The organism is Streptomyces sp. WMMB303 (genome assembly GCF_029351045.1).
In the GTDB taxonomy this organism is placed as follows: Bacteria; Actinomycetota; Actinomycetes; order Streptomycetales; family Streptomycetaceae; genus Streptomyces.
Map to the genome: position 1 here is coordinate 6559794 of NZ_JARKIN010000001.1, position 21459 is coordinate 6581252.

Here is a 21459-nt window from a genome sequence, read left to right on the forward strand (position 1 = left end):
GTCAGGGCCTTCCCAGCTCATCGTCGATCAGGGCAAAGAGCTCGTCCGCGCTCGCGGCGGCGACCTCGTGGTCGTGGACGGGCACCGCCGTCTCCTGCGCGGAGCCGACCGCGGCCAGCAGCTCCCACAGGCGGGTGGTGACGGCCGATCGGAGCGCGTCGTCGGCGACGGCGGTCACGCTCTCCTCCAGCCGGTCGAGTGCGGTCAGCAGCGGCTGCTCCGCCGGCGGCCCGGCCGCGGGCTGCACGGCAGCCGCCGGCCCTGCCGCGGGCCGGGTTGCGGGCCCGGGCTCCCGGGGGGTGAGCCGCTCCAGCAGGTGCCGCGTCAGCGCGGACGGGCTCGGATGGTCGAAGGTGACCGTCGCGGTCAGCGTGAGCCCGGTGAGCCTGCCGAGCCGGTTGCGCAGCTCCAGCGCGGTCAGCGAGTCGAACCCCAGGTCCGTGAAGCCCCGTTCGGCGGACGCCTCCCCCGGCCCGGAGCGGCCCAGCACCGACGCGACCTCCGCCTGCACCATCCGGCGCACCGTCACCTCCCGGTCGTGCTCGGGCAGCGCGAGAAGCCGGTCGCGCAACGACTGCGCCTCCTCCGGCCGGCCGGCACCGGACGAGGACGCGGCTCCGGCCAGCGCGCGCAGCATCGCGGGCGGATCGCCGCCGCGCAGCGCGGTCGGATCGAACCAGGCGGGCACCAGGTGCGCCCGGTCCGCGTCGACTCCGAGGTCGAGCAGCGCCAGGCCACCGTCGGCGGGCAGCGGGCGCAGCCCCAGCCGCGCCATCCGCTCCCGGTCGGCGCCGGACAGTCCGGCGGTCAGACCGGTGGCCTGCTCCCACAGGCCCCAGCCGAGCGACACCGCGGGCAGGCCCCGAGCACGCCGGTGGTGGGCCAGCGCGTCGAGGAACGCGTTCCCGGCCGCGTAGTTCGCCTGCCCGGGCAGGCCGACCGTGGCCGAGACGGAGGAGAACAGCACGAACGCCGACAGGTCCGCGCCGGCCGTCGCCTCGTGCAACTGCCAGGCCGCGTCCACCTTCGCCGCCAGCACGCCACGGAGCCGCTGCGGCGTCAGCGACAGCAGCGCGGCGTCCTGGAGCGTGCCCGCCGCGTGCACCACGGCCCGCAGCGGCGCCGACGCCGGCACCGAGGCGACGACCTCGTCCAGCGCGGCCCGGTCGGCCACGTCGCAGGCGGCCACCGAGACGTCCGCGCCCGCCGCGGTCAGCTCCGCGACGAGGTCCTCGGCTCCCTCGGCGGCCGGACCGCTGCGGCTGACCAGCAGCAGACTGCGCACCCCGTGCCGGGCCACCAGGTGCCGGGCCGTGGCGGCACCGAGTCCGCCGGTACCGCCGGTGATCAGCACGGTGCCGCCGGACGCGAAGGGCGCCCGCTCCGGATCGGGCGCGGGTACCGACCCGCGGCCGAGCCGGGGCACCAGGAGCCGACCGTTGTGCAGCGCGACCTGGGGTTCGTCCAGCGCCAGCACGCGGTCCAGCTCCTCGGCGGCCGGCTCGCCGTCCGTGCAGGAGTCCACCAGCACGATCCTGCCGGGGTGCTCGGTCTGCGCCGACCGCAGCAGTCCCCACACGGCGGCTGCGGCGAGGTCGAGCCCGGTGTCCGGTTCCACGGCCGCCGCGCGCCGGGTGACGACCACCAGCCGGTCGTCGCCCTCGGCCTTCTCCAGCCAGGTGCGGACGTCGTCCAGCACGGACTCGGCGACCCGGTGGACCGCGCCGGGCACGTCCCCGGCGGCGGCGGGGACCGCCAGCACGGTGCGGGCGTCCCGTGCGGGTGCAGGCCCGTCGGGGACGGCGGCCTCACGCCAGTCCACCTGGTAGAGCTTGGGGTCGGCCCGCCGGGCGTCCAGCGGCCGCAGCGTGAGGGAGCCGACCGAGAGCACCTCGGCCCCGCTGCCGTCGGCCGCGGTCAGCGCCGCGCGGTCCGCGGCGTGCGGGCTGATGCGGACGCGCAGCCGGGCGGCGCCCGGCCGGACGAGCCGCACCCCGGTCCAGGAGAACGGCACCATGGGGGCGGCCCCGGCGCCTGCCTCCAGCACCAGCGGATGCAGTGCGGTGTCCAGCAGCGCCGGATGGACGCCGAAGGGGCCCGCCTCGTCGCTCAGTTCGAGGTCGACGAGGAGGTCGGCGCCGTCCCGCCACGCCTGCCGCAGATTCCGGAACAGCGGTCCGTACTCCAGGCCGCGCGCGGCGAGTTCGTCGTACCAGCCCGTACGGTCCAGCGGCACGGCGCTCTCGGGCGGCCATCGGGTGAGGTCGAGGGCGGCACCGTCGGTGCCGCCGGGGCCGGTCGTGCGCACCGTTCCGGTGGCGTGCAGTTGCCACCCCTCGCCGTCCGCCGCGGTCCGGCTGCGGATGTGCACGGCACGCTGTCCGGCCTCGTCGGGTGCGGCCGCCGTGAGCTGCACCTCGGCCTCGCCGCTCTCGGGCACCACCAGCGGCGCGTGCAGCGTCAGTTCGTCGACGGTGTCACCGACCCGCAGAGCCATCTCCAACAGCGCGGTCCCCGGTACCACGATCCGGCCGAGCACGCGGTGGTCGCCGAGCCACGGCCGGGTGCGCAGCGACAGCCGCTCCGTGCGGACGGTGCCGGAGCCGTCCGCGAGGTCCACGGCGGTGTCCAGCAGCGGCCGGTCGGCCGCTGCGTCCAGCCAGTGGCGACGGTGCTGGAAGGCGTAGGTCGGCAGCTCGACGGGCGGTGCGCCGCCCCCGTCGAACAGCGGGCTCCAGTCCACCGCGGTGCCGCGGGCCCACAGCTGCCCCACCGAGGTCAGGAACCGCTCCAGACCGCCCTCGTCACGCCGCAGCGAGCCCGAGACCCTCTCCTCCGCCGCCGCGCCCACCCGGCCCTCCAGGGTCTCCTGGACGCTGGTGGTGAGCACCGGATGGGGGCTGACTTCGACGAAGGTGCCGTAGCCCTGCTCGGCCAGCGCCTCGACGGCGGACCGGAAGTGCACCGGCTGCCGCAGGTTGCGGTACCAGTAGGCGGCGTCCGTCCGGTCCTCGCCCAGCCAGTCGCGCTCCACGGTCGAGAAGAGCGGCACCTGGGCCGGGAGGGGCCGCAGCTCGGCGAGGACCCGCGCCAGTTCGTCCTCGATCCGCTCCACATGGGAGGTGTGGGAGGCGTAGTCCACCGGGATCCGGCGGGCCCGGACCCCGTCCGCCTCGCAGGCGGCGCGCAGTTCCTCCAGCGCCTCCGGATCGCCGGCGACCACCGTGGCGGCCGGACCGTTGAGCGCGGCCACTTCGAGCCGGCCGTCCCACGCCTCGAGGCGGGCCGCCGCCTGCTCGGCGGACAGCCCCAGCGCCATCATGCCGCCGAACCCGGCCAGTCCCCCGGCGACCGCCTGGGAGCGCAGCGCGACCACCCGGGCCGCGTCCCGCAACGAGAGGGCGCCGGCCACACACGCGGCGGCGATCTCCCCCTGCGAATGGCCCACCACCGCGGCCGGTTCCACCCCGTAGGAGCGCCACAGCGCGGCCAGCGAGACCATCACCGCCCAGGAGACCGGCTGGACGACGTCCACCCGCTCCAGCGTCGGCGCCTCCGGCGCCTGCCGCAGCACGTCCTCCGGTGCCCAGTCGGTGAACTCGGCCAGCGCCGCGGCGCAGGCGCGGAAGCGCTCGGCGAAGACCGGTGCCTCGTCCAGCAGCCGCACGGCCATGCCCGCCCACTGGGAGCCCTGGCCGGGGAAGACGAACACCACCGGACGGTCGGTGCCGTGCGCCGCTCCGCGCACGGTGCCGGGAGCCTCCGCGCCCTGCGCCACCGCCTCCAGCCCGGACAGCAGCGCCTCCCGGCCGGTCGCCACGACGACGGCGCGGTGCTGCCACGCGGTGCGGGATACCGCGGCCCGGCCGACCTCCGCCGTGCGCAGGTCCGGGTCGGCGGCCACCCGGCGGCGCAGCCGGTCCGCCTGGTCCCGCAGCGCCGCCTCGGAGGCGCCGGAGACCACCACCGGGACGGGCGAGTACGGGTCGGGCGGCACCTCCCCGGTGGCTACGGGCGCGGTGTCCCGGGGCGGTTGCTCGACGACGACGTGGGCGTTGGTGCCGCTGATGCCGAACGAGGAGATCCCGGCCCGGCGGGGCCGGTCGGCGGCCGTGGGCCAGGGGCGCTGCCCGGTCAGCAGCTCCACCGAACCGGCCGACCAGTCGACGTGCGGGGACGGTTCCTGGATGTGCAGCGTGCGCGGCAGCACCCCGTGCCGCATCGCCAGCACCATCTTGATCACACCGGTCACCCCGGCGGCGGCCTGGGTGTGGCCGATGTTGGACTTCACCGAGCCGAGCCACAGGGGTTCGGTGCGCTCCTGCCCGTAGGCCGCCAGCAGCGCCTGCGCCTCGATGGGGTCGCCGAGGACCGTTCCCGTGCCGTGCGCCTCGACCGCGTCCACCTCCGCCGGGCGCAGACCGCCGCTCGCCAGGGCGGCTCGGATGACGGCCTGCTGGGAGGGTCCGTTGGGGGCGGTCAGTCCGTTGGAGGCGCCGTCCTGGTTGACCGCCGAACCCCGCACCACCGCCAGCACCCGGTGCCCGTTGGCCCGCGCGTCCGCGAGCCGCTCCAGCACCAGCACCCCCACACCCTCCGACCAGCCCGTACCGTCCGCAGCCGCCGAGAACGCCTTGCACCGGCCGTCCGGCGCCAGGCCGCCCTGCCGGGAGAACTCCACGAACATCCCCGGGGTGGACATCACCGCCACACCACCGGCCAGCGCCAGCCCGCACTCACCCGAACGCAACGACCGCGCCGCCAGATGCAACGCCACCAACGACGACGAACACGCCGTGTCCACCGACACCGCAGGCCCCTCCAACCCCAGCGCGTACGCCACCCGCCCCGACGCCACACTCGCCGCCCCTCCGGTCAGCGCGTATCCGCCGAAGCTGTCGGAGGTCTCGTGCAGCCGGGGCACATATCCCTGGTCCGAGATGCCCGTGAAGACGGCCGTCCGGCTGCCGCGCAGCGCGGCGGGGTCGATCCCCGCCCGCTCCAGCGCCTCCCAGGACACCTCCAGCAGTTGCCGCTGCTGCGGATCCATGGCCCGCGCCTCACGCGGGCTGATCCGGAAGACGTCGGCGTCGAAGTCCGCGGCACCGGACAGGAAGCCACCGCTTCTCACCTGCCCCGTCTCCGCCGGGTCCGGGCTCCAGCCGCGGTCCTCCGGGAACGGGGAGACCGCGTCGACACCCTCGGCCAGGAGCTGCCACAGCTCCTCGGGCGAGGAGACGCCCCCCGGCAGCCGGCAGCTCATGCCGACGATCGCCACGGCGTCGTCCGCGGAGCCGGGCTGCCCGCCGCCCTCCGCACGGTCCGCGGCGTCCCCCGCCAGCTCCCGGTGCAGGTGCCGCACGAGAGCGGCCGGGGTGGGGTGGTCGTAGAGCAGCGTCGTGGGCAGCCGCAGTCCGGTGGCCCGGCTCAGCCGCTTGCTGAGCTCCACCGCGGTGACCGAGTCGGAGCCCAGTTCCTGGAACGGGCGGTCCGGTTGGACGGCGTCGGGTCCGGCGTGCCCGAGGACGGCCGCCGCCTGGGAACGGACCAGGGCCCGCAGCTCCCGTTCCCCCGGAGCGGACGGGCCGGTGCCGTCGTCGGTACCGGCCCCGTCGTCGGTGCCGGCGGCGGGCTCGGGTTCCGGTCCGAGCTCCGGCGCCGGGGCCGTCACGGGGGTGAGGGCAGCGGGTCCGGCGGTGATCCAGTGGGGTTGCCGCTGGAAGGCGTGGGCGGGCAGCGGCACGGCCCGGGCACCGGTGCCCTCGAACACCGGCCGCCAGTCCAGTGCGACCCCGTTGACGTGCAGTTCCGCCATGGACAGCAGCAGCCGTCGCAGACCGCCCTCGCCGCGTCGCAGGGTGCCCTGCACCACCGTGCCCGGCACATCGCCGACCGTGTCCTGGACCGGCACGGTCAGCACCGGGTGCGGGCTGGCCTCCACGAACACCCCGTGGCCGGACGCGGACAGCGAGCGGACGGCCTCCTCCAGCCGCACCCGCTCCCGCAGGTTCCGGTACCAGTACTCGGCGTCCAGCGCGTCCGCGGACAGCCGGCCACCGGTGACCGTGGAGTGGAAGGCGATCCCGGTGTCCCGGGCCGTGAGATGTCCGGCCGCGCGCAGCACCTGCTCGCGGACCGCTTCCACCTGCGGCGAGTGCGAGGCGTAGTCGATCGGGACCATCCGGGCGCGCACGCCCCGCGCCGCGCAGTCGGCCACCGTCCGGCGCACGGCCTCGACGGTGCCGGACACCACGGTCGCGTTCGGGCCGTTCACCGCGCCGATCGCGACCTCGGTCAGCTCGACCTCCTCGGGCGGCAGCGCGAGTTGGGCCATCGCACCGTGCCCGGACAGCTCGGAGGCGATGATCCGGCTCCGCTCGACCATCAGCCGCAGAGCGTCCTCGAGCGGCACCATCCCGGCGGCACACGCCGCGGTGATCTCCCCCTGGGAATGGCCCACCACGGCGGACGGCGACAGCCCCACGGCGCGCCACACCTCGGCCAGCGACACCTGCACCGCGAACAGCGCGGGCTGCATGACGTCCATGCGCCGCAGCGCCGCCTCGTCGTCCAGCACCTCGCGCAACGACCAGTCGACCTCGTCGGCCAGCAGCCGGGCGCACTCCTCCATCCGGGCGGCGAACACCGTCGAGGAGGCCCACAGCTCGCGGGCCATACCGGCCCACTGCGGTCCCTGCCCCGGGAACATCCACACCACGCCCGGGGCGGTACCGGCCACTCCGTCCACCACGTTCGGCGCGGGTTCGTCCGCCGCCAACGCGGCCAGTCCGGCGAGCAGTTCCCCGCGGTCCGCCGCGACGACGACCGCGCGGTGTTCCAGCACCGCGCGTGTGGTGACGGTCGCGTACCCCACGTCCGCGGGGCGCAGGCCGGTGTCGGCGACGACCCGCGCCCGCAGCCGCTCGGCCTGGGCCCGCAGTGCCCCCTCGGTTCTGCCGGACACGAGCACCGGCACCGGGAAGGGGCCGCCGCCGTCGGAACCGGCGACACCGGAGCCGTCGCCGGGAGCGGTGTTCTGCGCGTCCGGGCCGTGGGATGCTTCCCCGTCCCCGGCGGGCTCCTCGTCCGGGGCGCGGCAGGGGGCTTCGGCCACCACCACATGGCAGTTGGTGCCGCCCAGTCCGAAGGAGCTGACCCCGGCGAGCCGGGGTCCGTCCGGCCATGGGCCGGTGGCGGCGTTGACCCGGATCCCCAACCGCTCCAGCGGAATGGCGGGCGGGGGCTCGGAGTGGTTCAGGCTCGCCGGGAGGGTGCGGTGGCCGAGGGACAGCGCGACCTTGATCAGGCCCACCACGCCGGCGGCACCGTCCAGATGCCCGATGTTGGTCTTCACCGACCCGACCGCCAGAGGCGGACCGTCCAGCGCGTCCGGCCGGTCCCGGCCGAACACCGCCCCGAGGGCCGCCGCCTCGACAGGGTCGCCCGCCTTGGTGCCGGTACCGTGCAGTTCGACATACCGCACCGCGCCCGGATCCACCTCGGCCCGGTCGCAGGCGTCGTGCAGCAGTGCGCGCTGTGCGTCGCCGTCCGGGACGGTGAAGCCCGCGCCGCCGCCGTCGTTGTTCACCGCGCTGCCGAGCAGCACACAGTGCACCCGGTCGCCGTCGGCGACCGCGTCCGCCAGCCGCTTCAGCACGACGATGCCGCCGCCCTCACCACGTACGGTGCCGTTCGCACGGGCGTCGAAGACATAGCAGCGGCCGTCCGGCGAGAGAGCCCCGGCACGGGCGAAGGCGAGCGTGCTCGCGGGCGTGAGGTTGAGGTGCACGCCGCCGGCCAGTGCCAGCCCGGTGGCGCCCGACAGCAGGCTCTCGCACGCAAGGTGCACGGCGACCAGCGAAGAGGATTGGGCCGCGTCCACCGTGAGGCTCGGCCCGCGCAGACCCAGTTGGTAGGAGATCCGGTTGGCGATCGCCCCGCGGCTGAGTCCCGCCAGCGAGTGGTGGGAGACGGCGCCCTCGCCGCTGCCGTGGACGAGCGCGGCGTAGTCGTCGCCGGTGGCGCCCAGGAACACCGCAGCGGAGCCGCCGCGCAGGGTCTCCGGCACCACCTGGGCGTGTTCCAGCGCGACCCAGCTCAGCTCCAGGGCCAGCCGCTGCCGCGGGTCCATCGCCGCCGCCTCGCGGGGCGAGATATCGAAGAATCCCGGGTCGAAGTCGGCGATCCCGTCCAGGAATCCGCCCCGCCGCAGCCCGGCCGGTTCACCGCCGTCCGGGAGGTTGCCGAGGTCCCAGCGCCCTTCCGGCAGGTCGCCGATCGCCTCGACGCCGTCGTGCAGCAGCTCCCAGAAGGAGTCGAGGTCGTCGGCGCCGGGGACGCGGCAGGACATGCCGACGACAGCGACCGCGCGACTGTGCTGCGGGCCGGACCCGGTGTGGCTGTCCCGGTGCTCACGACCCGGATGCTCCTGTCGCACGTGGCTCCTCATACGGACCTGCCCGTCCGCGCCCGGCCGGCTCCGGACCCGACCGGCCCCCGCGGCGGGACCGCTCCGCCGGATTCCGGGAACGCGAACGGGAGTCGGATACGGGAATTCACGGTGAGCGCGGTGAATGTTGGCGAGTCGACCATCGATATCCATCTCGGAACAGCATCGAAACCGACGGCGCGGCCCGGCCCGGCACCCGTCCAGCTGAACTACCGGTTCCGGCGGGGCGCATGCGGATTCACATGCAAACGATTCACTGCGGGCTCACGGAAAGCAGCACCTTCCGCTTCTCGAAAAGGCGGCTGATTCCCACCTCGAGGAGTCCCGCAGAACCCTAACCCTCAGGCGCAAGAGAAGGAGGCGGCCCGGTGCCTCCGGAATTCAGAATGGGGGAGCGTCGCCGCTGCACCCGTAAAGACCACTGACGTTCATCTGACCCCCGTCGAACGGGCCGCGGACTGCACGGCCACAGGCCCTCCGGGAGGGACCTCGGTCGCACCCGTCAACTCCCCCGGTGAGCACCAGTAATGCTATCGGACGCCACCTGCGGAAGGCAATGAACCAAGGGTTGCGATCCCCCCGGGCAGCCGATCGGGGGCGCCCCCTCCCCCACCGCTCCGGCCCCGGCGCGGCAATCCCGGCGCCGGCCCCGCGGGCTGCCGCTGATCCGCCGCGGGACGTTCGGATCGCGGCAGCCGCCCGGGCTCCGCCCTCAGACACCCAGGCGCTCCTTGACCTCGGCGAAGAACGGAATGTGCCGGTAGTCCTTCGCGTCCGGGTCGTAGTCCGTGTACTGATTCGTGAATTCCAGCAGGCTCTTCTGGACGGCCTCGACGGGCGTACTGTGGATCTCCCCTTCAATCCGCTCGATCTCACCGAGGAACTGCGCCAGCACGGCGGGCAGTTCGGAGTGCAGCCGGATCGATCCGCCGCGCAGCTCGATCCCGCCCTTCTCGGACAGGTAGTTGAACAGCAACTGCGAGGCGACGGCGTCGTAGTTGGGGCGCGGAATACCTTCCACCGCGTAGCGCAGCAGCCGCTCCGAGAGAATGTACTCGTAGGCCAGCCGGGCCTCCCGCGTGGGGAGGTCGGGGTCGTTCAGACACACCAGCATCGCCGAGACATCGACGCGCAGCTCCTCCAGCCCGGCCAGCGGCTTCTTCTTCTTGAACGGCAGGAAATCGGGAATCGGCATGTCTCCGTGCCGGTGGTGGTATTCGTGCAGCCGCACCCACCACGAGGAAGCCTGTTCGACCGTGGTGTCGTCGACGCCCTGAAGGAAGGGAAAGCTGCCCGGCGCCATGACCGCGTCGATCATCTTGCGGGTGATGCGGTTGTGCCGTTCCACGAATTTGTCGATGAAATAGAAGATCAGGTCGTCGCCCTGCTGGATGCCGTCGATGTGATTCTCCGGGAACAGTGCGACGACAACACGCGACGCGAATCCCTTGGAACGTGCGGTGATGTTCACCGGCATGGTGTTGCTGGCGTACCGGGTCGCCAGGTGCGGATTCGTCGGCAGCGTCTCGTACGTCAGATACTCCAACGAGAGGGAGGGAAAGTAGGAGGCGTCGAAGAGCGAGAAGATGTGGTGGTCGCGTTCTTCACTGATATGCGCCTTCACCGATTCCAGGCGCGGCTTGGACGAGAAGTTCCGCAGATCCTCGACCAACGCCCGGGCGGCCGGTTGCCGCCCCAGATGCGGCGCTTCGGATATGCGCTGCGCGAGCCGGTCCAGGAACTCCTGGTCGCGGAAGGAGTCGCGGGACCCTTTGATCTCCTCGCGCAGTCGGTCGACCTCGGCGATGAACTCGGGTGCCGTGCTGTTCGACATGGTGCACCTTCTTTCGGGCTCGTACGTGCTTCACCGGGGGCCGCACCCGCCGGGCCGGCGGCAGGGTGTGCGCCCCCTTGCCGCCGTGCCCCGCGGTGCCGCGCCCGAGCGTGATGTGGTCGAAGCCGCTGCCGACCCCGGCGGGCGGAGCGGGCCGGCAGCGGAGTGCCGGGCGTCAGTCCGCCGCGGCGCGGACCCAGGTCATACCGTCGGCCGAGGGGATCAGTCCGCCGTCGAACAGCGGCGTCTCCTCCTCGGCGTCCTCACCCAGCGCCGCGTGCATCTGCACCTTGGAGCTCTCGGTCATCGCCTCGCGCACGACGGACGACCCCAGCAGCGGTGCCCAGTTGTCGGTGTCGCCGTCGGCGATGGTCTCGACGGCGGAGGCGAACTCCCGGTTCTGCGTGTGCAGGCGCTGCTCGATCTCGTCGCCGCTGGTGAGCGCCGACTCACCGGAGGAGACACCGCCCACCAGGTCCACGAAGGACTCCATCTCGGAGCGGCTGTTCCGGGTGACCTTCTTGGCCTCCCAGAAGTAGGAGCCCTCTGCCTGGTGCATGTCGTAGAACGACATCAGGAACTCGTAGAAGACGCCGTACTCGCGGCGGTAGCGGGCCTCGAACTCGTTCATGGCCGCCTCCTCGTCGACCGTTCCGGCCAGCGTGCTGTTGATCGACCGGGCGGCCAGCAGCGCGCTGTAGGTGGCCAGGTGCACACCGGAGGAGAAGACCGGGTCGACGAAGCAGGCGGCGTCCCCGACCAGCACCATGCCCGGCCGCCAGAAGGAGGTGTGGTGGTACGAGTAGTCCTTGCGGACCCGCACCTCGCCGTACTGCCCGTCGGTGACCCGGCGGGCCGGGACGAGGTAATCCGAGATCATCGGGCACTCGTCGATCAGCGCCTGGAGGGCCTTCTCCGGGTCGCCCTGCACCTTCTCCGCCAGGTCCCGCCGCACGACGGCCCCGACGCTGGTGAGCGTGTCGCTCAGCGGGATGTACCAGAACCAGCCGCTGTCGAACGCCACGCACAGGATGTTGTTGCGGTTCGGCTCCGGCAGCCGCTTGCCGTTCTCGAAGTAACCGAACAGCGCCAGGTTGCGAAAGAACTCCGAGTACTCCCGGTGCCCGCCGATCCGCTGGTTCAGCCGGCTCTTGCTGCCGGAGGAGTCCACCACGAACCGGGCGGAGACCTCCCGCTGCGCTCCCCCGTCGTCCGTCCAGCGCACCCCGGTGACCCGCTCGCCCTCCTCCAGCACCTCGGTGACGGCGCAGCCCTCGCGGACCTCGGCACCGCACCGGCGCGCGTTGTCGAGCAGGATCTTGTCGAACCTGGAGCGCTCCACCTGGAACGCCGTCGAGGTCGGGCCCGCCATCCGCGGGGAGACCGAGAAGGAGAACGTCCACGGCTCGGGGTTGGCGCCCCAGCGGAACGTGCCGCCCCGCTTGACCGGGAATCCCGCCTTGAGCAGCTCGTCCGTCGCGCCCGTCAACCGGCATATGCCGTGGATGGTGGACGGCAGCAGGGACTCCCCGATCTGGTACCGGGGGAAGAACTCCTTCTCCAGCAGCAGCACCGAGTGCCCCTGCTTGGCCACGAGGGCGGCCAGAGTCGAACCGCCGGGGCCGCCGCCCACGACGACGACGTCGTATGTCTCGGTGCTGCTCACGCTGTTCTCTCTCCCGTTCGTTCGCCGCCGCTTCCGACGAGCTGTGCAGAATCTGCCGAACTCTTCTCCGAGCGCCCCGCCCGTTCCTCCGGTGTCCCGGTCGCCCCTCCCCCTGCCCACCGCCGGGGGCGCGGCGCGGCCGGCGCGGGCGGGGGCCTCAGCACGCCGCCTCCCCGTCCCCACCGCCGAGCGCCGGAGCCAACCCGGCCAGGTCGGCCTCCGGGCTGTGGACGATCCGCTCCAGCACGCCCGCGTAGTCCGCCGCCAGCCGCTCGGCGGTGCCCCCGGCGAACAGGTCGGTGCTGTACTCCAGATGTCCCTCCAGCCCGGATGCGGTCTCCCGCAACGACAGGCTCAGGTCGAACCGGGCCGTCCCCGATCCGACCGTCACGAGTTCGGCCCCCAGGCCGGGGACGCCGTCCCCCTCCTCGGCCGGCCGTGCGGCGACGGACTCCCCGCCGTCCGCGCCGTCCGCGCCGTCCACACCGACCGGTGCGAGCGCGGGCACCAGGTTGAACATCGCCTGGAACAGCGGCGAACAGGACGGGTCGGGCCGGGGCACCAGGGTGCGGACGAGATCGGCGAACGGCAGGTCCTTGTTGTCCTGCGCCGCCGCGACCACCTCCCGGGTACCCGCCAGCAGCTCCGCGAAGGACTGCCGCGGGGCAATGTCCAGCCGCATCACGAGCGCGTTCACGAAGTAGCCGACGACCGCCTCCAGCTCGGCCGCCGGCCGGTTGCCGGCCGGTGTGCCGATCGCCAGCTCGCGGTCTTCGGTACGGCTGCCGAGCAGCACCGCGTAGGCCGCGAGCAGGGTCATGTGCAGCGAGGCCCCGTGGTCGGCGCCGAGCTTCCGCAGCCGCTCCACCAGGTCGCCCGGAACCGAGAACGGCACCGTGCCGCCCTGGTAGGTCTTCACCGGCGGGCGAGGGTAGTCGGTGCGCAGCGACAGGCACGCGGGCAGCCCGGCGAGCTGCTCGCGCCAGTGGCCGCGCTGCCGGTCCAGCTCCGCCGCGTCCACCGTGCCGCTCTGCTGCCGGGCGAAGTCGGCGTACTGCAACGGCAAGGGCGCGAACCGGGGTGCCCGGCCCCGGCTCAGCTCCCGGTAGGCGGCGCTCAGCTCCCGCATCAGGATGCCGGTCGACCAGCCGTCGAAGATGCCCCAGGGCCGGGTCAGCACCAGGACGTGCTCGTCCTCGGCGAGGCCCAGCAGATGCGCCCGGAAGGGGTGCGCGTCCTCCGGTGCGAAGGGACGGGCCCGCTCGGCGCGCAGCCACGCGTCCAGCGCGGCGCCGCCGGACTCCGCCGGGATGTCCACCTCGGCCACCGTGAAGCCGTCGGCGCCGTTCACCCGCTGCGCCACGGCCCCGTCCCGGCGCAGATAGCTGGTCCGCAGGATCGCGTGGCGCTCGACCAGGGCGCGCACGGCCCCGGTGCACGCCGCCCGGTCCAGCGTGCCCCGCAGCCGCAGCGCGAGCTGGACGTTGTCGTGCGCGATCCCCAGGTGCCCCGGGGTGCGCAGGAACCACAGGTCCTGCTGCGCGGTGGACAGCGGGACCTCCTCGCCCTCGGCCACCGGCGCGGCCGGCCGTGCCGGTACCGGCTCCGCGGAGGCCGGCCCGGCCGGTTCCTCCTCCAGGGCCGCGGCCATCTCCGCCATGCTGGCGGCGGTCAGGATGAGCTGGAGCGGCAGGTCGACGGCCGTCTCCTTCTTGACCCGCAGATTGAGGCGGGTGGCCAGCAGCGAGTGGCCGCCAAGGTTGAAGAAGTTGTCCTGGAGACCGACCCGGTCCAGGTCCAGAACAGCACCCACGATCCGGCACAGAGTGCGCTGGGCCTCGGTACGGGGCGCGACGTACACCTCCTTGGCGACGTCCTCCTCGTCCGGCGCGGGCAGTGCGCGCTTGTCGACCTTGCCCTGCGAGGTGACCGGCAGCTCCTCCAGGACGACGAAGGCGCCGGGCACCAGGTGATCGGGCAGCCGCTCGGCGAGATGGTCCCGCAGCTCCCGCACCAGCGCCGAGCCCAGCCGGTCCACCTGCGGCGCGTTCGCCATCCGGGTGGCCCGGTAGGGGGAACGGGCCCGCGCCCGGGGCGCCTCGCCCCGGGCCAGGACCAGGTCCAGACCCTCCGGCCGGTCCTGCGACCAGGTGGCCGCCACCTCGTACCCGAGGTCCTCGGCGTGCGCCAGCACCGCCTCCAGGTCACGGACCGCCTGCCGGGCCCGCGGAGAGAGCCGCTCCCCGCCGGGCAACGGCTCCACCTGGCGGGACGACGCCCACCGGGCCAGCGCGGTGCAGACGCGCACGTCCTCCGCCACCCGCTCGTTGGTCAGCCCGGTGACGCCGAACCGCTCCGGAGCCCCCGCGTCCAGCAGGGCGTGCAGTTCGGCCGGGGTGGCGGCCTCCAGCCAGGGGTGGTCGGGCTCCGGCGGTGCGGCCCCCTTGGTCAGCACCACGTCGTAGCGGTAGGCGAGCATCTCGTTGTCGCCCACTCCCCGCTTGACCGCGATGTCGACGGCGCCCACCGCCGGGAACCGCTCCGGCAGCCGGGTGAAGTACGTCGGGCTGACCAGCAGTTCGGTCTCCTGGCGGCGGCGGCGCTGGATCTGCGCGTTCAGTGCGCCCGCCGTTCCGACCGCGCCCGAGCGGCTGCGTTCGATGGCCGAGACGTGCGCGGAGAACAGGTCGAGGTTGCGGATGTCACCCAGCAGGATCCGGCCGCCCTCCGCGAGCAGGGGCAGGATCCGCGCGACGACCTCGTCCAGGTACTGGCGGCTGGGGAAGTACTGGGCGACGGAGTTGAGCACGACGACGTCGAACCCGCCGGCCTCGTCACCGGCTTCCGGCCCGCCCACCGACAGCGCGTCGCCCTGCCGCAGAGTGACATGCGACCAGCCGCGCCGCTCCGCACCGCGCCGCACGTCCTCCAGCGCGGAGGCGGAGATGTCGATCCCGTGCACCTCCCGGCAGCTCTCCGCGTAGCGGAAGAGCAGCAGCCCGGTGCCGCAGCCGATCTCCAGCAGCCGTTCGGGCCGCAGCCGCCGGATCGCGGCGACCGTGCCGTCGATCCACTCCCGCATCTCGGACTCGGGAACGGGCTCGCCCGTGTAACTGCTCTCCCAGCCGGCGAGGTTCAGATCGTCGGGGACGCTCTCCTCCCCACTGCGTGCGTACTGGTCCTCGAAGAGCCGCTCCCACTGGCCGAGGTTCTCGTCGGTCTGCTCCTGCGCGGCCGCCTCCAGCCACTCCTCGGCGGGCCGCACATAGGCGCTGAGGCTGTGGGCCTCGCCGGTCGTCTGCGGCACCACCACGGCGCTGTGCACCGCGGGGTGCGCCTGCAACACCGTCTCTATCTCTCCGGGTTCGACCCGGAAACCGCGGATCTTGACCTGGTCGTCCACCCGGCCGCGGAACTCCAGGCTGCCGTCGGACCGCCTGCGCACCAGGTCGCCGGTGCGGTAGAGCCGGCCGTCCGGCGCGTCGCCGAACGGGTCGCGCACGAACCGCTCGGCGGTCGCCTCCGGCGCGTCGAGATAGCCGCGGGCCACTCCGGCGCCGCCCAGACACAGTTCGCCGATCACGCCGTCCGGGACCAGCCGGAGCTGCTCGTCGGTGACGTAGGCGGTGGTGTGCGGGACGGGCCGGCCGATGGGGATCCGAGCGTCCTCGGCGATGTCGCGGGGGATCTCGTAGTAGGTGGAGGCGATGCTGTTCTCGGTCGGGCCGTATCCGTCGATCACGGTCAGTCCGGGATGCGCCGCGTACAGCCGGCGCACGTCCCGCGCCGAGAAGGTGTCCCCCACCACCGCCAGGTGGCGCAGCGGAAGCGTGCGGCCGGCCGCGGCCTGCACGAAGGCCGGCAGGAACGCGGCCGACAGCAGCATCGTGCTGACACCGGTGCGTTCGACGCAGTCCAGCACCTGCCCGGGGTCCTTGGAATCCCCGTCGTGCAGCACCAGCCGGCCGCCGCAGAGCAGCGGCGTCAGCACCTCCTGGGAGCCGGCGTCGAACGAGATCGAGGAGTGGTGCAGCACCACCGTGTCGCTGTCGGCGGCGAAGTAGGCCGGGTTGCGCACGAGCCGGACCACGCCGCGCTGCTCCACGAGCACGCCCTTGGGACGACCTGTGGAGCCGGAGGTGAAGACCGCGTAGGCCAGGTGGTCCGGCGTGAGGCCGAGCCCGGCGCGCGAGGGGTCGTGCTCGGGGAGGTCCGCCAACACCTGCGTACGGTCGGCGGCCCGCTCCCCGGTGTCGAGGTGCACCACCTCGCCGACCTCCTCGAACAGCGCGTCGGGCAGCCGGGAGAGCCCCAGCACCGTCTCCACCCCGGAGCTCTCGAGCAGCGCGCGGATGCGCTGCCGCGGATAGTCCGGGTCGATGGGGACGTAGGCTCCGCCCGCCTTGAGGATGCCCAACAGGCCGGTCACCAGCTCGAGGGAGCGGTCGGCGCACAGTCCGACCAGGACGTCGGGCCCGACTCCGCGCTCGCGCAGGTGGTGCGCGACCCGGTTCGCGCGGGCGTTGAGCTGTCCGTAGGTCAGCTCCAGATCTCCGTGGCGGACGGCGACCGCGTCGGGGCGTCCGGCCGCCTGCTCCTCGAACAGCTCGGCGAGGCAGGCGTCCCGCGGATACTCCGGCGTCGCGCCGCGGGCGGCGGCCAGCAGCCGCTGCCGCTCGGCCGGGGGCAGCACCGGGAGGTCCAGCGCCCGGGTGCCGTTGCCGTCGTCGTCGGCGAGTGCCGCGACGATGCCGTCGAGTGCGGTCTCCACGTACGTGAGGAGCGTCTCGGGCTCGACCGCGTCCTCGACCTGGACGGTCAGGGACAGCTCGTCGCCGACGTCGTCGAGCGACATGCCCATGGGGTAGTTGGTGCGGTCCATCACATTCAGCCAGCCGATCCCCTGCTCCTCCAGGGACGGTGCCGGCGACTCGTCACGGGCGGGCTCGAAGTGCCGGAAGTTGATCGCGGCACTGAAGAGCGGGGTGTCGCTGTCCAGCCCGCTGCACCGCTGGGCCAGGCTCAACGAGGACTGCTCCCGCACGATCAGCTCGCGCAGCCCCGACGCCACCTCGTCCACCAGCTCGCGGACGCTGCGTCCGGCCAGCCGCACCCGCAGCGGCAGCGTGTTGATGAAGTTGCCCAGCATCCGCTCCACGCCGGGCACGCCCTGCAACCGCCCGGACATCACGGTGCCGAACACCACGTCGTCGCGTCCGCTGCTGGCGGCCACGACCCGGGCGCAGGCCGCGTGGAAGAGCCACGCCGGGCTCAGCCCCAGCCGCCCCGCCTCGGCCCGCAGCCGCGCGGTGAGGTCCGCGGACAGCGAGCGGCGCGGCTTGCGAGTGCGCCTGCCGTCCCCGTGCACATCGCTCAGCCCGAACGGCACGGTCGGCTCGGTGACATCACCGAGGGTGGCGCGGAAGTAGTCCTCGGCATCGCCCGTCCGCAACTGGTGCAGTGTGTGGGCGACGAAGTCGCGGTACGGCGGCGCCGGGGCGAGCAGGTCGGCGCGGCCCGCCATGAGGGCCGCCAGCTCGTCGAAGATCAGCCGCAGCGAGGTGGCGTCCTCGATGAGGTGGTGGAAGGTCACCAGCAGGAACCGGCGCTGCGAACCGGGTTCCGGCGCGACGCGGACCCGCATCATCGGCGCCTGGTGCGGCGGCAACGGCGGCGGGAGGTGCAGCAACGCCGCGATCTGCCGCTCCGCGTCCTCGCGCGCCGCCGGGGCGGCCTCGGAATCGTCGGCGGCGTCGCCCGCGTCCCCCGCCAGGCTGATGCGGTCGACGGGCAGTTCGGCGGAGCGCAGCACGACCTGCACCGGCTCCGGCAGCCCCTCGGTGAACACCGCGGTACGCATCACGTCATGCCGGTCGACCACGGTCTGGAGGGCGTCGGTGAACGCGGTGCACGCGGCCTCGTCCCGCGCGGTGAACGCCGCGGACATCACGTACGGGTCGTTCTCCGGGTCCATCAGGTGGTGGAAGAGGATGCCCTCCTGCGAGGGCACCAGCGGATAGATGTCCGCGATGTTGGCCGCGCCGCCGGGCACCCGGTCGGCGAGGGAGTCGAGGTGCTCCTGGCCCAGCCGGACCAGCGGCAGCAGCTCGGGCGTGAGCCGCTCGCACCCGTCGGGGACGGCGTTCGGCGGGACGGTCCAGACCTCGCCGGAGGCGTCGGGTGCCGCTCCCCCGGTGTGCGCGTCGATACGTTCCGCCAGGGCCGCCAGGGTGGGTGCGCTGAACGTGTCGCGCACGGTGAGCCGGAGTCCGGCCTCGTCCAGCCGGGCCACCAGCACGGTGATCAGCAGCGAGTGCCCGCCCAAAGTGAAGAAGTTGTCGTTGGCGCTGATCCGCTCCGGCTCGAAGCCCAGCAGCTCCGCCCACACGGCCGCCAGCGTCCGCTCGGTGGAGGTGGCCGGGGCGACGTGGGTGTCCTCCCGCTGCGCGTAGGCGTCGATGCCGGGGGCGGGAAGCGCGGCGCGGTCCAGCTTGCCGTTGGTGGTCAGCGGCAGGCCCGGCACGCACACATAGGCGCCGGGCTGCATGTAGTCGGGCAGGGTCCGCCGGGCGAGCTGGTCCAGTTCGGTGCGCAGCTCCGCTTCCGGCCGGTCGTCCGCGGGCACCAGGTAGGCCACGAGCTGCCGGTTGCCCGGCTGGTCCTCGCGGGCCACGACCGCGCAGGAGCGCACCCCGGGGTGTTCGTCCAGCCGGGCGGAGACCTCGCCCGGTTCGATGCGGTGGCCGCGGATCTTGACCTGGTCGTCGTTGCGGCCGTAGTACTCCAGCGACCCGTCCGCCAGCAGCCGCCCCAGGTCGCCGGTGCGGTACATGCGGGCGCCCGGACCGGGCCGGAACGGGTCGTCCAGGAAGCGGTCCGCGGTCAGCTCGGGCCGGTTCAGATAGCCGCGCGCCACGCCGGCGCCGCCCACGTACATCTCGCCGACCGCGCCGGTCGGCACCGGGTTCCCGTGCGCGTCCAGGACGTACACGGCCAGATCCGGCAGCGGGCCGCCGATCGGGCTGACCCCGCGCCCGGTGTCGGCCTCGGTCACCACCCGGTGGGTGACGTGCACCGTCGTCTCGGTGATCCCGTACATGTTCACCAGCTCGGTCGCGGCGTTGACCGGCCGCGCGAACCAGGGCCGCAGCGCCGCGGTGTCCAGGGCCTCGCCGCCGAAGACCACCGTGCGCAGGCGGTGCGGGGCTCCGTTCTCGCCCTGCGCCGCGATCAACTGGCCGAACGCGCTGGGCGTCTGGTTCAGGACGGTGACGTTCTCCTCGCACAGCAGCGCGTAGAACTCCCGCGGGCTGCGGGCCACCTCGTGCGGGACGACCACGAGGCTGCCGCCGTGCAGCAGGGCGCCCCACATCTCCCACACCGTGAAGTCGAAGGCGAAGGAGTGGAAGAGCGTCCACACGTCCTCGGGCCCGAAGCCGAACCGCTCCGCGGTCGCCGTGAACAGCCGGGTGACGTTCCGGTGCTCGACCAGCACGCCCTTGGGCCGCCCGGTCGACCCGGAGGTGTAGATGACGTACGCCAGGTTCGCCGGGAAGGCCCCGGCCACCGGCTGCAGGTCGTCGTCCGGCAGCCACTCCCAGCGGTCGCGTACGTCGACCACGGCGGCCCGGCCGACATCCAGTCCCGCCGGGACGCCGCCGTCCACCAGCACCACTCGCGGTGCGCTGTCCGCCAGCACGTGGCCGAGCCGTTCCGCGGGCGCCGACGGGTCCAGCGGCACATAGGCGCCGCCCGCCTTCAGCACCGCCAGCGCGCACACCACCAGCCACTCGCTCCGCGGCAGACACAGCGCCACGAGCGTCTCGCGCCCCACGCCCCTGGTACGCAGGAACCGGGCGATCCGGTTCGCGCGCGCGTTCAGCTCGCCGTAGCTCAGCGTCCGGTCCGCGCACCGCACCGCCACCGCGTCCGGCGCCTGCCGCACGACGTCCTCGAACCGCTCGTGCAGGCACTGGTCCGCCCACGGCACCGCGCCGCCCGGCGCCGCCTCCGCATCCGTCCCCCGGCCGGTCTCGGTGCCGTCCAGCAGTTCCAGCCGCGAGATACGGGTCTGCGGCGCCTCGGCGAGGGACTCCAGCAGCGTGGTGAAGTGCCGCACGAAACGCCGCACGGTCTCCCGGTCGAACAGCGCGGTGCTGTACTCGACGGCGCCGGTCAGCCCCTCCGGGGTCTCGCGCAGATCCAGGGTCAGGTCGAACTTGCTGATGCTGAAGTCCACATCGACGGACGTCACCTCCAGCCCGCCCAGGGTGAGCTTCGGCTCGGCCTGCTCCTCTTGGAGCACCAGCACCGTCTGGAACACCGGCGAGTGGCTGAGGCTGCGCTCCGCCTGCAGCGCGTCCACCACGGCCTCGAACGGCACGTCCTGGTGGTCGTATCCCTCCAGCGCCGTCTGCCGCACCCGGGCCAGCAGTTCGGCGAAGGCGGGGTCGTCGGAGAGGTCGTTGCGCATCACGAGGGTGTTGGCGAACTGGCCGATCAGGCCCTCCACCTCGGCCCGGTTGCGGTTGGCCACCACGGTGCCGACCGCGATGTCGGTCTGCTGCGTATAGCGGTGCAGCACCACCGAGTACGCCGCCAGCAGGGTCATGTAGAGGGTCGCGTCGTGCTGCTCGCTGATCCCGCGCAGCTTCCGGAGCAGCTCGGGTGAGGTACGGAAGAACTCCCGGGTGCCCTGGTGGTCGCGCACGGCCGGACGCGGGCGGTCCGCCGGCAGCGTCAGCCCCGGGTCGACGCCGTCCAGTTGCTTCTTCCAGTACTCGATCTGGCGCGTCTGCACCTCCCCCGCGAGCCACTCCCGCTGCCAGTGCGCGAAGTCGGCGTACTGCACGGGCAGCGGCTCCAGCGCCGCCTCCCGCCCCTGCCGGACCGCCTCGTACAGCTCGGTCACCTCGCGGAAGAAGACCCCGACCGACCAGCCGTCCGAGACGATGTGATGCATGGTCACCATCAGGACGTGCTCGGTCTCGCTCTGCCGCAGCAGCAGTGCCCGGATCAGCGAGTCGCGTGCCAGGTCGAAGGGCGCGAGCATCTCCTGCTGGCAGGTGCGGGCCACCTCCTCGTCGCCGACGAGTTCCTGCTCCCGCAGGGTGAATCCGGATCCGTCGTCGATGCACTGGTGCGGCACGCCGCCCCGGTCCTCGAAACGGGTGCGCAGCGCCTCGTGGCGGCGCACCAGCTCGGTCAGCGCGCGGCGCAGCGCGGCGCGGTCGAGCCGGCCGTGCAGCCGCATCGCCATCGGGACGTTGTAGTGCGAGCTGCTGTCCTCGAGCTGGGCGAGGAACCACAGCCGCTGCTGCGCGAAGGACAGCGGCAGCGGTTCGTCCCCGTGCCGCGGGAGGCGGGGGATGATGTCCAGCGCGGACAGGTCGACACCCTGTTGGCGCAGCAGCGCGATCACGGCGCGCTGCCGCTTGAAGGGCATGGACTGGATCTTGCGGATCAGCTCCTGCCCGCTCTCCTCTTGCGGCATGCTCATCGTCGGCCTCT

At 73.4% G+C, this 21459-nt stretch carries 4 protein-coding genes; all 4 read right to left on the minus strand.

The annotated features are described in order from the left end of the window. Nucleotide 1: 1 nt before the first annotated feature. The 4 genes from P2424_RS28450 to P2424_RS28465 all read right to left on the minus strand — a co-directional run bounded on the left by P2424_RS28450 (nt 2) and on the right by P2424_RS28465 (nt 21448). A complete protein-coding gene (locus tag P2424_RS28450; RefSeq protein ID WP_276478528.1) occupies nt 2-8437 on the minus strand; it encodes a type I polyketide synthase in 8436 nt (2811 codons plus the stop codon). Nucleotides 8438-9161: 724 nt separating this feature from the next. Further along, the gene (locus P2424_RS28455; RefSeq protein WP_276478529.1) at nt 9162-10283 is read right to left on the minus strand and encodes a DUF6421 family protein; all 1122 of its coding nucleotides are present in this window, start codon (nt 10281-10283) and stop codon (nt 9162-9164) included. 175 nt (nt 10284-10458) lie between these two features. Then, complete coding sequence (locus P2424_RS28460; protein ID WP_276478530.1) at nt 10459-11949, minus strand: tryptophan 7-halogenase; 1491 nt, start codon at nt 11947-11949, stop codon at nt 10459-10461. 157 nt (nt 11950-12106) lie between these two features. Next, entirely contained in the window at nt 12107-21448 is a 9342-nt protein-coding gene (locus P2424_RS28465; RefSeq protein ID WP_276478531.1) for a non-ribosomal peptide synthetase, read from the minus strand. Between the last annotated feature and the right edge of the window lie 11 nt (nt 21449-21459).